The sequence below is a fragment of the Bradyrhizobium guangdongense genome, assembly GCF_004114975.1.
In the GTDB taxonomy this organism is placed as follows: Bacteria; Pseudomonadota; Alphaproteobacteria; order Rhizobiales; family Xanthobacteraceae; genus Bradyrhizobium; species Bradyrhizobium guangdongense.
On record NZ_CP030051.1, the window covers coordinates 3827902 to 3841801 of the forward strand.

Here is a 13900-nt window from a genome sequence, read left to right on the forward strand (position 1 = left end):
TTTCCCAAGTGTTGGCGTTATGGGACCTGCAAAAGACGCGGCTTGCGTGCTGCGTGCTGCTGATGGCGGCATTTGCGTTGGGCGGCTGCTCGAGCCAGCTCGCGGACATGTCGGCCGCCGATACGCCGGCCCATCCCAAGGAGCCCGCCGGCTACCTGCCGGTGCACGATTTGCCGCCCGATCGTGACCAGGCAATTATCCCGCCCGACCAGCGTGCCAAGATCGAGGCGGAGCTGGCCGCCGCGCGCGACCGCCAGGCCATTGCCGCCAAGGACGCGAAATAGCGCAGCGCAAGGTAATCGCTGGCGCCCTCGTCTTGCCGTGCTAAAAGACCTCAGTTCAGCCGAGAGTCAGGGCGAACGACTTCAGCCGCCGCCGTCGCAGATTGCTCTAAGTATCTGATTTTGAGCGATTTTGATGCGTGGGGCCGATGCCTGTCGGAATGGCCCAATTGGCCAGGTCGATTCTGTCCTGACCGGTTGCCCGGAGCCCAGAGAGCCATGGAAGAATTTTACCGCATCCGCCGCCTTCCGCCTTACGTGTTCGAACAGGTCAACCGGGCCAAGGCGGCCGCGCGGAACGCCGGCGCCGACATCATCGATCTCGGCATGGGCAATCCGGATCTGCCGGCCCCGCCGCATGTGCTGGAGAAGCTGAAGGAGACGCTCGGCAAGCCGCGCACCGACCGCTACTCGGCGTCCCGCGGCATCCCCGGCCTGCGCCGGGCCCAGGCCGGCTACTACGCGCGCCGCTTCGGCGTGAAGCTCAACCCTGACACGCAAGTGGTGGCGACGCTCGGCTCCAAGGAGGGCTTTGCCAACGTGGCGCAGGCGATCACCGCGCCCGGCGACGTCATCCTCTGCCCGAACCCGAGCTACCCCATTCACGCCTTCGGCTTCCTGATGGCGGGCGGGGTGATCCGCTCGGTGCCGTCGGAGCCGACGCCGCAATTCTTCGAGGCGGTGGAGCGGGCGATCGTGCACTCGATCCCGAAGCCGCTGGCGCTCGTCGTTTGCTATCCGTCGAATCCGACCGCCTATGTCGCGAGCCTCGACTTCTACAAGGACCTCGTTGCCTTCGCGAAGAAGCACGAGATCCTGATCCTGTCGGATCTCGCCTATGCGGAAGTCTATTTCGACGAGCATAATCCGCCGCCCTCGGTGCTTCAGGTGCCCGGCGCGATGGACGTCACCGTCGAGTTCACCTCGATGTCCAAGACCTATTCGATGGCCGGCTGGCGCATGGGCTTTGCCGTCGGCAACGAGCGCGTGATCGCCGCGCTCGCCCGTGTCAAATCCTACCTCGATTACGGCGCCTTCACGCCGGTGCAGGTCGCAGCCACCGCCGCGCTGAATGGCCCCAACGACTGCATCAAGGAGATGCGCGACACCTATCGCAAGCGCCGCGACGCGCTGGTGGAATCGTTCGGCCGGGCGGGGTGGGAGATTCCGCCGCCGGAAGCCTCGATGTTCGCATGGGTGCCGCTGCCGGAAGCATTCCGCAGCGTCGGCAGCATGCAGTTCGCGACCCTGATGGTAGAAAAATCCGGCGTCGCGGTCTCGCCTGGCGTCGGCTTCGGCGAGCATGGTGAAGGATATGTCCGCATCGCCATGGTGGAAAACGAGCAACGGATCAGGCAGGCCGCGCGCGGCGTGCGCCGCTTCCTTGAAAGCGGCATCGAAACGTTGCACAACGTCGTTCCGCTCGCCAACAGGCGCTGATTTCTCTTCGACAGGTTCTCTCAAGCATCATGGTTGCACCCCTGAAAGTGGGCATAGCGGGGCTCGGCACCGTGGGCGCCGAAGTTGTCCGTTTGATCGAAACGCAGGCGCGCGTGCTCGCGGGTCGCAGCGGCCGCGGCATCCGCGTCGTCGCCGTCACCGCGCGTTCGAAAGCGAAGAAGCGTGGCATCGATCTGCGCGGCGTCGAATGGGCTAGGGATCCGATGGCGCTCGCCACGCACCCCGAGGTCGACTGTTTCGTCGAACTGATGGGCGGCGCCGGCGATCCCGCGCTCTCCGCCGTCGAGGCGGCGCTGAATGCCGGCAAGTCGGTCGTTACCGCCAACAAGGCGCTGCTCGCCAAGCACGGCATCAAGCTGGCCAAAGCAGCCGAAAAGCACGGCGGTGCGCTGAATTTCGAGGCAGCCGTCGGCGCGGCGATCCCCGTCATCAAGACGTTACGCGAAGGACTTGCCGGAACCGGCATCGACCGCGTCTACGGCATTCTCAACGGCACCTGCAATTACATCCTGACCCGGATGGAGCAGGAGGGCTTGTCGTTCGCCGAGTGCCTCAAGGATGCGCAGCGGCTCGGTTATGCCGAGGCCAATCCGTCCTTCGACGTCGATGGCCACGACACGGCACAGAAGCTCGCCATTCTCGCCAGCCTCGCTTTCGGCACGAAAGTTGCTCAAAGCGCGGTGTATGTCGAAGGCATCTCCTCCATCGCGCCGGAAGATCTGCGCGCAGCCGCGGATCTCGGCTACCGCGTCAAGTTGCTCGGCGTTGCCGTTCGCACTGCCAAGGGCATCGAGCAGCGCGTGCATCCGACCATGGTTCCCAAAACCTCTTCGATCGCGCAGGTGATGGGTGTCACCAACGCAGTCACGATCGATGGCGAAGGCATTCCGCCGATCACGCTGGTCGGCCCCGGTGCAGGCGGTGCTGCGACGGCATCCGCCGTCGTCGCCGATATCGCCGACGTCGCGCGCGGCATTCGCGCCAATCCGTTCGGCCGGCCGATCGCGCAACTCCGCGACACCAAGAAGGCGCCGATGGAGCGGCACGAAGGCGGATATTACATCCGCCTGCTGGCGCGCGATTTCCCGGGCACCGCGGCTGCGATCGCGACGCGGCTTGCCGAGCAGAAGATTTCGATCGAGTCGATCGTGCAGCGCCATCCCAATGGCGGCGTTGCGCCGGCAAGCGGCAAGGCGGTGCCCGTGCCCGTCATCCTGATCACCTATGCCACACACGAGGACGCCGTGCGTCGCGCGCTCGCCGCCGTGCAGAAGGACAAGGTCATCAGCGGACGGCCGCAGGTCATCAGAATCGAGAAGAACTAGCGCATGCTTAAACAATGACACGGTTCGAACGAACTGTGGGTGTTACGAGTTGATGCGGACGGAGATGTCCGTCCCAAACGTTTCGAAGGAGTTAGCCGATGTCGACCCATATTTCAGTGCCGCCGCAAGCATTGCTCGAGCGCATTCTCACGCTGGAGATCGTGCGCGTGACGGAGCGGGCGGCGGTGTCGTCGGCGCGCTTGCGTGGGCACGGAAATGAGAAAGCGGCCGACCAGGCCGCCGTCGACGCCATGCGCCGCGAGCTCAACAAGCTGCCGATCCAGGGCACCATCGTGATCGGCGAGGGCGAACGCGACGAAGCGCCGATGCTCTTCATCGGAGAGAAGGTCGGTGTCAACGCCGGCCCCGAGGTCGACATCGCGGTCGACCCGCTCGAGGGGACCACGCTGTGCGCCAAGAACATGCCGGGCTCGATCGCCACCATGGCGATGGCCGACGGCGGCACGCTGCTGCACGCGCCCGACGTCTACATGCAGAAGCTCGCGATCGGTCCCGGCTACGACAAGGGCGTCGTCGAGCTCGATGCCAGCCCCGCCGACAACGTCCGCCGCCTGGCCAAGGCCAAGGGCGTCAAGCCCGAGGGCATCACCGTGCTCGTGCTCGATCGTCCGCGCCATGCCAGCATCATCGAGAGCGTGCGTTCGACCGGCGCCGCGGTGCGTCTCATCACCGACGGCGACGTCGCCGGCGTGATTCACTGCGCCGATCCCGACAACACGGGTGTCGACATGTATCTCGGCACCGGCGGCGCGCCGGAAGGCGTGCTCGCCGCGGTGGCGCTGCGCTGCATCGGCGGGCAGATGCAGTGCCGGCTGATCCTCGATTCCGGCGAGAAGGTCGAGCGCGCCGCCAAGATGGGGGTCAACGATCCCAAGATGATCTACGGCATCGAGGACATGGCGCGCGGCGACTGCCTGTTCGCCGCCACCGGCGTCACCACGGGCTCGCTGCTGTCGGGCGTGAAGTTTCGCAAGGACGGCGTGATCGAGACCGAGACGGTGGTGATGCGCTCCGTCACCGGCACTGTGCGCTACATCAAGGCCGAGCACCGCGAGCTCGCGAAGTTCCATCTGGACTAAGTCACGGGTGTCGTTCCGGGGCTCGCGAAGCGAGAGCCCGGAATCCGCTTCGCCTTGGACTCTGCCGCCCAATGGATTCCGGGTTCGCGCTCCGCGCGCCCCGGAATGACAACAAGAGGGAAGCGCCCATGTCCGATCTCACAGCCGTCAAAGCCCTGATCTTCGACGTGTTCGGCACCGTCGTCGACTGGCGCACCAGCCTCATCACCGACTTCATGTGGTGGGGGAAGGGCCGAGGCATCAGTGCCGACTGGACAGCCTTGGTGGACGGTTGGCGCGGCATGTACATGGCCTCGATGGACGATGTGCGCAAACATCCCGAGCGCGGCTATGTCATGCTCGACGATCTGCATCGCCGCTCGCTGGAGAAGCTGGTCGAGCAGTTCGCGATCAAAGGCCTGTCCGAGGCCGATCTCGACTACCTGACCAAGGGCTGGCACCGCCTCAATCCCTGGCCCGACAGCGTCGCCGGCCTGACCCGGCTCAAGACCAAATTCGTGATCTCGCCCCTCTCGAACGGCAACGTCGCGCTGCTTACCAACATGGCGAAGTTTGCCGGGCTGCCCTGGGATCTCATCATGTCGGCCGAGCTGTTCGAGCACTACAAGCCCGATCCCGAAACCTATCTCGGCGCCGCCAAGCTGCTGTGCCTCAAGCCGGAAGAGGTGATGATGGTCGCCGCCCATAACGGCGACCTCGCCGCCGCGCAGAAGAACGGTCTGAAGACCGCCTTCGTGGCGCGGCCGACCGAGTACGGCCCGCTGCAGAAGGTCGACTTCGAAGCCACCGGCGCCTGGGACATCGTCGCCAAGGATTTCGGCGGCATCGCCGACAGGCTGGGGTGCTAGCGCGGCTTCACCGAGCTCAAATCCTTCCGAATGCGACCGTCGCCTTGTCGTAGGCGCCGTCACCCATCGTGCCGGCCTTGAAGATGCCGTGCTTCTCGATCCACTCGAACGACTGCTCGTAGACCTCGCGCGAATAGGGTTCGAACACGATCCGCTCGCCGGGGCCCCAGCGCCTGGTGTCCATGGCCTCATGGAAGCGATCCGGAAATTCGTTCTTGTAGTAGTGCGTGAAAAGCTCCGGACGCAGGTCGATATCGCGCTGGGCCTTCTTCAGCGCCCGGAAGTAGCGCTTGATGTCCTCTGGCGCCGGATCGCCGTTGATCATGGAGGCGATCATGAAAGTGGTGTCGATGATCTTGCGGTAGCCGAGCTGCTCGGCGAAATAGTAGGGGCCATTGAACAGCGAAGCTGCCTCGCTCTTGCCTTCGAACAGCAGCTCCATCCGGCGGAACAGCATGCCGTCCTCGAAGGTGAGGTTGATCTGGCTCGGCGCCAGATAGGGCTCGAGCGCCTGGATGGTCGAATAATGGCTGCCTGACTGGAAGCCGACCGAGATCGGCACTCCGGCAAGATCGGCAGGCGTGCGGATATTCGAATCCGCCGGAACGAAGATGCCCGACGGCGCGACCGAGTAGACGTCGGCGTAGAGCTTGGCGTGCCCGTTCGAAGCGGCGATGTTGACGGTCCAGTGGCAGGCGCAGCTGACGTCGGCTTTGCGCCCCTTTTCGATGCTCTGGAAGGCGCCTTCATTGACCTTGTTGTGGTGCTGGCCCCCGCTCGAGCGGATCAGCTCGCGAAACTCGTAGTCGAGCCCTTCGTCGCGGAAGTAGCCCTTCTCCTCGGCCACCCATTCCTGCAGGCGAAAATGCGGTTCGATCGCGAATTTCGTCATGGCGTCCTCCGTATCCGCGTGGCCGTTCGGCCGTTCGATTGACGACACGATAGCAAAGGACGAAGCTCGATCCATGGCCACGCGGGAATGTTTCACATGCCCAGGATGGAATCTTCCGGGATCGACTTGCGCGATCTCCGCGTGCTCGACGCGCTGATCCGCGAGGGCAGTATCACGCGGGCAGCCGTGAGCCTCGAGACCACGCAGCCGGCGATCAGCAAGCTGCTGGCGCGCTTGCGGCTGCGCTTCGACGATCCGCTGTTCGTGCGGCGCGGCAGCGGCGTTCAGCCCACCGCGCGCGCCGTCGAAATGGCGGCGCAAGTCCGCGCGCTGCTCGAAATGGCCGACCGGCTATGGCAGGAGCGGTTGCCGTTCGACCCCACGAAGTCAGAGAAGACCTTCAGTCTGCTCTTGACCGACGTCGGCATGGTGCGGTTCCTGCCGCCTTTGGTCGCGCGCCTCGCCGAGCTCGCACCGCGCATTCAATTGCGCGCGATCCCGCTCGACTCCCGGCATTTCGCGGTCAAGCTGGAGTCGGGCGAGGCGGACCTTGCGCTCGGTGCGCTGCCGCGTGCGGCGGGGCATCTTCGCCGCCAGCGGCTTTATTCGGACGGCTACACCAGCGTTGTGAGACGGAACCATCCAAGGCCGGCAGCGGTGCGGACCCGGCGGGGATTTGTCGAGGAGAAGCATGTCCTGGTCACGGCGTCCGAGACCGGTCACGCGGCCCATCTGGAAACCCAGCGCGTGCTGACTCGCGCGATTGCGCGCACAAACATCCTGTTGCAGGTGCCGAGCTTCATCGCGGGCGCGATCGTGGCCTCTCAAACCGATGGCGTCGCGACCTTGCCCGCCAACCTCGCTGCCATCGTCGCCGAACCGCTCGGAATGACGGTGTTCAGGACGCCGGTGATATTGCCGCGGATCGAGATCGCGCAATATTGGCATGAGCGCTACCATCGCGATCCCGCCCACCGCTGGCTGCGATCGATCACGGTCGATCTGTTCGGCAGTCGTGCCTAGCCTGCGGGAGAGCCCGCTCACGCGCTCTTCAATGTAAGCTCGCTTCCTTCCGTCTCCGCAAAGCCTGCCTGCAACACCTCTTCGCGCTTGTGGCGCAGATGCGCGCGCAGTATGTGGGCGAGGCCGGTGCCGTCGCGGCGCTGCAGCGCGTTCAGGATGGCCTCGTGCTCGCTGACGGCGAGCGCCCAGCGCTGCGGCGTCATCGGCGTGACGTAGCGCGCGCGGCGGATGCGCGCGGTCACGGAGGCGTAGAGCCCTGACAACACGGGATTGCCGGCGGCGTTGACGATCCCCTCGTGAATGGCGCGGTTGCCGCGATAATACTGGATCAGATCGCCCTCGCGATAATGCTGCACCATCGCGGCGTGGGCCGCGGCGATCTCAGCGATCTCAACGTCGCTGATGCGCTCGCAGGCGAGCTCGCCGGCCAAAGCCTCGAGACCCTGGCAGACCTCGAACAGGTCGCGCATGTCCTTGTCAGTCAGCTTTGCCGCGCGCGAGCCGCGATGGGGCAGGAGCTGCACCAGGCCTTCCGCGGCCAGCACCTTGAGCGCTTCACGCAGCGGCGTGCGCGAGATGTCGAGCCGTTCGCACAGCTCGCGCTCGGGAATCCGCGCGCCCGGCGGGATCTCACCATCGAGCAGAATGTCGCGGATGCGGCCGACGACCTCCTCATGCAGCATGGGCGCTCTCAGTTTTTGAATGCAAAAATGGCTCAATAGACGAAAGTTCGGTATTTATATCTTGAAAATCTCACATTTTGCATTCAAAAAAGCAAAAAACAGACAGGGATCGAGGAAATGGATCAGGCCGTAGCGGCGGACGACCTTGTTTTTGAATGCAAGGACGGGATCGGGCGGATCACTTTCAACCGTCCGCAGGCGCGCAACGCCTTCACCTTCACCATGTATGAGCGGCTCGCCGCCATCTGCGAACAGGCTAATCACGACCTGTCGATCAAGGTGCTGGTGCTGCGCGGGGCCGGGGATAAGGCCTTTGCCTCCGGCACCGACATCAACCAGTTCCGCGCTTTCAGGACGCCGCAGGACGCGATCGACTACGAGAACCGCATCGACCGGGTGCTGACCACGCTCGAACAATGCCGGGTGCCGACGATTGCGGCGATCAACGGCTTTTGTACCGGCGGCGGAGCGGGCATTGCGGCGGCCTGCGACCTGCGCATCGGCACGCGTAGTGCGAAAATCGGATTTCCCATCGCGCGGACGCTCGGCAATTGCCTGTCGATGTCCAATGTCAGCCGTCTCACGGCGCTGATCGGGGCGGCCCGGGTCAAGGACCTCATCTTCACCGCGCGCCTCGTCGATGCCGCGGAGGCTGCCAGCGTCGGCTTGCTCGGTGAGGTCGTGGACGATCTCGCTGCGCTCGACCGGCGCGCTGACGAGATCGCGCGCCTCGTCGCCAGCCACGCGCCGCTGACGCTGACCGCGACCAAGCAGGCCGTGGCCCGGCTGCAACGGCGGCTGACGCGGGACGAGGGCGAAGACCTCATCCTGATGTGCTACACGAGCCAGGATTTTCGCGAAGGGCTCGATGCTTTCCTCAGCAAGCGCGCCCCGCAGTGGCGCGGTCAATAGGACGCTCCGATGCCAAGCGATCGATCGCAATCCACCTCGCGCCGCTCCGGTCCGCTCGCCGGCCTCAAGGTCGTCGATCTCACCCATGTCATGGCGGGGCCGACCTGCACCTTGATGCTGGCCGACATGGGCGCCGACGTCATCAAGATCGAGAAATGGCCAAACGGCGATGACACCCGCCATTCGGTGCCGCCGAAGATCGGCGATGAGGCCGCGTCGTTCCTGATGATGAACCGCAACAAGCGCGGCATCGTGCTGGATCTCAAGACCGACGGCGGCAAGGAGGTGCTGCGTCGCCTGATCGCGGACGCCGACGTGCTGGTCGAGAACTTTGCGCCGGGCGCGATGGAACGTCTCGGCTTCGGCTACGAGGAGCTGCACAAGCAGTTTCCATCGCTGATCTACTGCTCGCTGTCGGGTTTCGGCCGCACCGGACCCTACAAGCACCGTCGCGGTTTCGACCTCGTCGCGCAGGCCATGAGCGGCATCATGAGCTTTACCGGCGAGCGCCCCGATGGACCACCGGTGAAATGCGGCCCGCCGCTGTCCGACATCACCGCCGGCCTGCTCGCGAGCATGGGCATTCTCGCCGCCTACACGCACCGTCTCAAGACCGGGGAGGGGCAGTGGGTCGAGACCTCGCTCTACGAGGCCGCCCTGGTGCAGACCTATTGGCAGTCGACCATCGCGCTGGCCGCGGGCACCGCGCCGCGCGCGATGGGCTCGGCCCATCCGCTCAACGCGCCGTACCAGGCGTTCGAAGCCTCCGACGGCTGGCTCGTGGTCGGCGGTGCCAACAAGAAGCACTGGCTGTTGATGCTGGAAGCGCTCGGCGCGAGCGAGCTTGCCGCCGATCCGCGCTTCGTCACCGGCGCCGACCGCATGGCCAATCTGAAGGAGCTCGAAGCCGTCCTGAGCGAACGCTTCCGCACCCAGACGCGCGCGCATTGGCTCGCCGCGCTTGACGAGAAGGGCGTGCCGTGCGGCCCCGTGCACAACATGCTGGAGGCGCTGAGCGATCCGCAGACGCTGGCGCGCGAGATGGTCGTCGAGGTCGAGCATTCCACGCTGGGCCCGGTCAAGACGATCGGCCTGCCGATCAAGTTCTCGGAAACGCCGGGCAAGGTCGCATCAGGCGCGCCGGTCTACGGCGAGCATACGCGCGAGGTGCTGGCCGAGCACGGCTTCGACCAGAAGCAAATCGAAGCGCTCGAACAAGAAGGCGCCATCGTCTCGGCATCGGGGACGCGCGAGGAGCGCGTGGCCTGAACGGACTTCGGCACGACTGATCAAGCAAAACAGAAAAATCGATCGGAGGAAATCATGCGTGGGACATCTCTCTTCCTGTTGTCGGTCAGCCTCGCAGCGCTCGCAGGCAGTGCGCCGGCATTCGCGGCCTGGCAGCCGCAGAAGCCGATCGAGTTCGTGGCAACCGCGGGGCCGGGCGGCGGCACCGACAATCTCGCCCGCGCGGTGCAGAACGTCATCACCAAGCACAAGCTGACCGATCAGCCGATCGTCGTCGTCAACAAGGGCGGCGGCAGCGGCGCCGAAGGCTATGTCTACGGCAAGGCCTCCGCCGGCGATCCCTACAAGGTGATCTTCGGCACCTCGAACGCCTGGCAGCAGCCGCTCGTCTCCAAGGTCGCCTTCAACTACACCGATCTCACCCCGATTGCGGCGATGGCGCAGGACGAATTCCTGCTCTGGGTCAAGCAAGACGCGCCCTACAAGACCGCCGGCGATTATCTCAAGGCGGCCGCATCGGGCCAGTTCAAGATGGGCGGCGCGCAGTCCAAGGACACCGACGAGGTGCTGACGCGCATGATCGAGAAGGTCGGCCACGTCAAGCTGACCTACATCCCGTTCAAGAGCGGCGCCGAGGCCGCCGTGCAGCTCGCCGGCGGGCATATCGACTCCCACGTCAACAATCCCAGCGAAAGCCTCGGGCAATGGCGTGGCGGCACGCAGCGCCCGCTCTGCGTCTTCAGTCCGAAGCGGCTGCCTGAAGGACCGAAGATCACGGCGACCGAAGGCTGGAGCGACGTTCCGACCTGCGTCGAGCAGGGCCTCGACATCAAGCAATACGAGCAGCCGCGCACGGTCTGGCTGCCCGGCAAGATCACGCCGGAGCAGGCCGCCTACTACGTCGACCTGATGAAGAAGGTGCAGGCGACGCCGGAATGGAAGGACTACATCGAGAAGAGCTCGCAGGTCGACACCTTCCTGACCGGTGCCGAGTTCGACAAGTTCATCAAGCAGGATCTCGAGCACGTCAAGCAGGTCGCGAGCGAGCAGGGCTGGCTGGTCAAGTAGGGCGGGCACCACGCCATGATCTCACGCCGCGCCCTCGAGCTTGCCACCGCCGTCCTCACCGGCGGATTCGGCGTCGCGGTGGTGGTCCAGAGCCTGGACAACGGCATCGGCTGGTCGAGCGAGGGCGTCGATGCCGGCACCTTCCCGTTCCTGACCGGCATCATCATCATCGCCGGAAGTCTCTACAACCTCGCTCGCGGAATTGTGCCGGCCACATCGCTGGCAAGCGTTCCCATCGCGATTACGTCCATCGAGCTGCGGCGGCTGGCTGGCCTGTTCGTGCCGGCTGCGATTTTCGTGGCGGTGATCCCGCTGCTCGGGATGTACGTTGCCTCCGCGGCCTATGTCTTCGCGGTGCTCGCGATCCCCCGGCATCAATCCGTGCCGTGGTCGGCGGCCACGGCCGCGGCAACGGCGCTGGCGCTCTATGTCGTGTTCGAACGCATGTTCCAGGTCAGCCTGCCGCATGGCGCGCTCGCAGCAGCGCTCGGGTACTGAGGAGGAGCGATGGACAATCTCGCAGAGCTCCTGCACGGCTTCAGCATCGCGGTCACCGTGCCGCATCTGGTGCTGATGGCGATTGGCGTGCTGCTCGGCATTCTCGTCGGCGTGCTGCCGGGCCTCGGCGCGCCGAACGGGGTGTCGCTGCTGCTGCCGCTGACCTTCGGCATGCAGCCGGTCTCGGCGATCATCCTGCTCTCCAGCATGTATTGGGGCGCGCTGTTCGGCGGCTCGGTCACCTCGATCCTGTTCAACATCCCGGGCGAGCCGTCTTCGGTGGCGACCACCTTCGACGGCTATCCGATGGCGCGTGACGGACGGCCGACCACGGCGCTCGCCACTGCCTTCGGCTCGGCGGCCTTCGGCGCGCTCGTCGGCGTCATCCTGATCACCTTCCTGGCGTCCTGGGTGGCGCAGGTCGCGCTCGCCTTCGGCCCGCCGGAATATTTCGCGGTCTATTTCCTGGCCTTCGCGAGCTTCGTCGGCATGGGCGGCGCGGCGCCGATCAAGACCGTGGTGGCGCTCGCGATCGGCTTTGCGATCGCTGCGATCGGCATCGACACGGTCTCCGGCAGCGTGCGCCTCACCATGGGGATCGACGAGCTGGTCAAGGGCGTGAACTTCGTCGTCGCGGTCATGGGCCTGTTCGGCATCGGCGAGCTGCTGGTCGCGGTCGAAGAGGAGTTTCACGCCCGCGCCGTCTCCTCGAAGATCGATTGGGCCGAGGTATTTCGTGCGGTCGGCCGCCTGCCTCGCCATGGCGTGGCACTGCTGCGGAGCGCCGCGATCGGTTGCTGGATGGGGATCACGCCGGGCGGTCCGACCGCGGCGTCCTTCATGAGCTACGGCATCGCCCGCCGCTTTTCGCGCCGCGGCCGCTATTTCGGCACCGGCGAGGTCGAAGGCATCATCTCGCCCGAAACCGCCGACCATGCCGCCGGCACCAGCGCGCTGCTGCCGATGCTCTCGCTCGGCATTCCCGGCTCGGCGACCGCCGCCGTGATGATGGGCGGGCTGATGATCTGGGGTCTCAATCCGGGACCGATGCTGTTCGTCGACCAGAAGGATTTCGTCTGGGGCCTGATCGCCTCGATGTATGTCGGCAACATCGTCGCAGTCGCGCTGGTGCTGCTCACCGTTCCCGTGTTTGCCGCCTTGATGCGGATCCCGTTCGTGGTGATCGCGCCGCTGATCGTGATCATCTGCGTCGTCGGCGCCTATTCGGTCTCGAACTCCTATCTCGACGTGGTGATGATGCTCGGCTTCGGCATCGTCGGCTATCTCTTCAAGAAGCTGTTCTATCCGTTGGCGCCCTTGGTGCTCGCGATCGTCATCGGCGACAAGGCGGAGGACGCGTTCCGGCAATCGATGCTGATGTCGAAGGGATCGCTCGGGATATTCTTCGCCAACAAGCTGGTGACGTGCCTGGTGATCGCAGGCATCGCGCTGTTGCTGCTTCCGCTCGTGCTGCAGCTTGCGCGGCCCTTCCGCAAATCCACCGCCGAGACGCCGGAGAAGGAAAAGGTGATCATATGACCGCAAAGCCGCTCATTGCGCTTGCGATGGGAGATCCCGCCGGCATCAGCCCGGAGCTGACGGCAAAGCTCGTGTCGCTGGATGAAATCCGCGCCCGCGCCCGCCTCGTCGTGATCGGCGACCGCCGTGTCTTCGAGGCGGGGGCGAAGATCGCGCGTGTCACGCCGGATCTGACGGCGGTGGAGCAGGGCGCCGATTTCGATGAGCTGACTGATGATGCGCTGTTCCTCGATCTCGGTCACCTCGATCCCGCACGGGTCGAGCGTGGCGTGGCGAGCCTTGCGGGCGGGCAATTTGCGCTCGCCAATTACAGGCGGGCGCTCGAATTCGGCAGGGATGGCCGGGTCGATGCGGTCTGCTTCACGCCCTTCAACAAAGCCGCCATGCGCCTTGCGCGCGCCGATTATGACGACGAGATCGCCTTCTCCGCGGAGGTCGCGGGGCTGAAGACGCCGGCCAGCGAATTCAACGTGCTCGGCGAGCTCTGGAATGCGCGCGTCACCTCGCACATTCCGCTGAGGGATGTTGCCGCCAAACTGTCCGGCGAGCGTATCCGCCGCGCGCTCATGCTGACCGATGCCTGCATGCGCAAGGCGGGCTTTGCGCGGCCTCGCATTGCCGTGGCGGGCCTCAACCCGCATGCCGGCGACGGCGGCAATTTCGGCCGTGAGGAGATTGATGTCATCGCGCCCGTGGTCGAAGCCGGCAAGCGCGAGGGCATGGCCGTGGAGGGCCCGTTTCCCGCCGACACCGTGTTTCTGCGCGCCAAGGCGGGCGCCTTCGATGCGGTGCTGACCATGTATCACGACCAGGGCCAGATCGCGATGAAGCTGATGGGCTTCGATCGCGGCGTGACCCTGCTCGGCGGCTTCCCGTTCCCGATCTGCACGCCCGCCCACGGCACGGCCTACGACATCGCCGGCCAGGGGATCGCATCGGTCGGCGCCAGTCGCACCGCCGTGCTGCTCGCGGCAGACATGGCCGCGCGTCGGGCCGCCTGGTAGGTCGCCCGGCTTTCGCCT

General features: G+C 65.4%; 14 protein-coding genes. 12 read left to right on the forward strand and 2 right to left on the reverse strand.

Translation table 11 applies throughout. The features are described from left to right. Positions 1-8: 8 nt before the first annotated feature. From X265_RS18240 to X265_RS18260, 5 genes are all read left to right on the forward strand, one after another. Positions 9-284: a hypothetical protein gene (locus X265_RS18240; RefSeq protein WP_128966058.1), complete on the forward strand. Its 276-nt coding sequence runs from the start codon at positions 9-11 to the stop codon at positions 282-284. A gap of 216 nt (positions 285-500) precedes the next feature. Further along, positions 501-1721, forward strand: coding sequence for an LL-diaminopimelate aminotransferase (locus tag X265_RS18245; RefSeq protein WP_128966059.1), 1221 nt, complete (start codon positions 501-503; stop codon positions 1719-1721). Between the two features lie 29 nt (positions 1722-1750). After that, positions 1751-3067 carry a homoserine dehydrogenase gene (locus X265_RS18250; RefSeq protein WP_128966060.1) on the forward strand — a complete coding sequence of 439 codons (1317 nt, stop codon included), beginning with the start codon at positions 1751-1753 and terminating at the stop codon, positions 3065-3067. A 98-nt stretch (positions 3068-3165) separates the two neighbouring features. After that, positions 3166-4167, forward strand: a complete 1002-nt coding sequence (gene glpX / locus X265_RS18255; RefSeq protein ID WP_128966061.1) for a class II fructose-bisphosphatase — start codon at positions 3166-3168, stop codon at positions 4165-4167. Between the two features lie 128 nt (positions 4168-4295). After that, a complete protein-coding gene (locus X265_RS18260; protein ID WP_128966062.1) occupies positions 4296-5015 on the forward strand; it encodes a haloacid dehalogenase type II in 720 nt (239 codons plus the stop codon). Between the two features lie 16 nt (positions 5016-5031). Here X265_RS18260 and X265_RS18265 read toward each other — a convergent pair whose 3' ends face one another. Next, entirely contained in the window at positions 5032-5907 is an 876-nt protein-coding gene (locus X265_RS18265) for an ABC transporter substrate-binding protein (RefSeq protein ID WP_164938654.1), read from the reverse strand. A gap of 96 nt (positions 5908-6003) precedes the next feature. Between X265_RS18265 and X265_RS18270 the strand changes: the two genes are divergently transcribed. After that, a complete protein-coding gene (locus X265_RS18270; protein ID WP_164938655.1) occupies positions 6004-6930 on the forward strand; it encodes a LysR family transcriptional regulator in 927 nt (308 codons plus the stop codon). 17 nt (positions 6931-6947) lie between these two features. On the opposite strand, the gene X265_RS18275 is transcribed toward X265_RS18270, so the two are convergent. After that, positions 6948-7613 carry a GntR family transcriptional regulator gene (locus tag X265_RS18275; protein WP_128966065.1) on the reverse strand — a complete coding sequence of 222 codons (666 nt, stop codon included), beginning with the start codon at positions 7611-7613 and terminating at the stop codon, positions 6948-6950. 117 nt (positions 7614-7730) lie between these two features. Between X265_RS18275 and X265_RS18280 the strand changes: the two genes are divergently transcribed. From X265_RS18280 to X265_RS18305, 6 genes are read left to right on the forward strand one after another with little or no spacing between them, the layout of a single operon-like run. Next, on the forward strand, positions 7731-8525 hold the full coding sequence (locus X265_RS18280; RefSeq protein WP_128966066.1) for an enoyl-CoA hydratase/isomerase family protein: 795 nt from the start codon (positions 7731-7733) through the stop codon (positions 8523-8525). A gap of 9 nt (positions 8526-8534) precedes the next feature. After that, the gene (locus X265_RS18285) at positions 8535-9794 is read left to right on the forward strand and encodes a CaiB/BaiF CoA transferase family protein (RefSeq protein ID WP_128966067.1); all 1260 of its coding nucleotides are present in this window, start codon (positions 8535-8537) and stop codon (positions 9792-9794) included. A gap of 54 nt (positions 9795-9848) precedes the next feature. Next, complete coding sequence (locus X265_RS18290) at positions 9849-10841, forward strand: Bug family tripartite tricarboxylate transporter substrate binding protein (RefSeq protein WP_128966068.1); 993 nt, start codon at positions 9849-9851, stop codon at positions 10839-10841. A 15-nt stretch (positions 10842-10856) separates the two neighbouring features. Then, positions 10857-11339, forward strand: a complete 483-nt coding sequence (locus tag X265_RS18295) for a tripartite tricarboxylate transporter TctB family protein (RefSeq protein WP_128966069.1) — start codon at positions 10857-10859, stop codon at positions 11337-11339. A gap of 9 nt (positions 11340-11348) precedes the next feature. Then, the gene (locus X265_RS18300) at positions 11349-12878 is read left to right on the forward strand and encodes a tripartite tricarboxylate transporter permease (RefSeq protein ID WP_128966070.1); all 1530 of its coding nucleotides are present in this window, start codon (positions 11349-11351) and stop codon (positions 12876-12878) included. Further along, positions 12875-13882 (forward strand): 4-hydroxythreonine-4-phosphate dehydrogenase PdxA, encoded by a 1008-nt coding sequence (locus tag X265_RS18305; protein WP_128966071.1) that lies wholly within the window; start codon positions 12875-12877, stop codon positions 13880-13882. The genes X265_RS18300 and X265_RS18305 overlap by 4 nt, the downstream gene beginning before the upstream one ends. The last annotated feature ends 18 nt before the right edge of the window (positions 13883-13900 follow it).

Bases quoted from the DNA above. Each gene is read 5' to 3' on its own strand.
- X265_RS18260 (WP_128966062.1), top strand. From the start codon at position 4,296: ATGTCCGATCTCACAGCCGTCAAAGCCCTGATCTTCGACGTGTTCGGC.
- X265_RS18250 (WP_128966060.1), top strand. From the start codon at position 1,751: ATGGTTGCACCCCTGAAAGTGGGCATAGCGGGGCTCGGCACCGTGGGC.
- X265_RS18275 (WP_128966065.1), bottom strand. From the start codon at position 7,613: ATGCTGCATGAGGAGGTCGTCGGCCGCATCCGCGACATTCTGCTCGAT.
- X265_RS18305 (WP_128966071.1), top strand. From the start codon at position 12,875: ATGACCGCAAAGCCGCTCATTGCGCTTGCGATGGGAGATCCCGCCGGC.
- X265_RS18285 (WP_128966067.1), top strand. From the start codon at position 8,535: ATGCCAAGCGATCGATCGCAATCCACCTCGCGCCGCTCCGGTCCGCTC.
- X265_RS18290 (WP_128966068.1), top strand. From the start codon at position 9,849: ATGCGTGGGACATCTCTCTTCCTGTTGTCGGTCAGCCTCGCAGCGCTC.
- glpX (WP_128966061.1), top strand. From the start codon at position 3,166: ATGTCGACCCATATTTCAGTGCCGCCGCAAGCATTGCTCGAGCGCATT.
- X265_RS18270 (WP_164938655.1), top strand. From the start codon at position 6,004: ATGCCCAGGATGGAATCTTCCGGGATCGACTTGCGCGATCTCCGCGTG.
- X265_RS18300 (WP_128966070.1), top strand. From the start codon at position 11,349: ATGGACAATCTCGCAGAGCTCCTGCACGGCTTCAGCATCGCGGTCACC.
- X265_RS18245 (WP_128966059.1), top strand. From the start codon at position 501: ATGGAAGAATTTTACCGCATCCGCCGCCTTCCGCCTTACGTGTTCGAA.
- X265_RS18265 (WP_164938654.1), bottom strand. From the start codon at position 5,907: ATGACGAAATTCGCGATCGAACCGCATTTTCGCCTGCAGGAATGGGTG.
- X265_RS18295 (WP_128966069.1), top strand. From the start codon at position 10,857: ATGATCTCACGCCGCGCCCTCGAGCTTGCCACCGCCGTCCTCACCGGC.
- X265_RS18280 (WP_128966066.1), top strand. From the start codon at position 7,731: ATGGATCAGGCCGTAGCGGCGGACGACCTTGTTTTTGAATGCAAGGAC.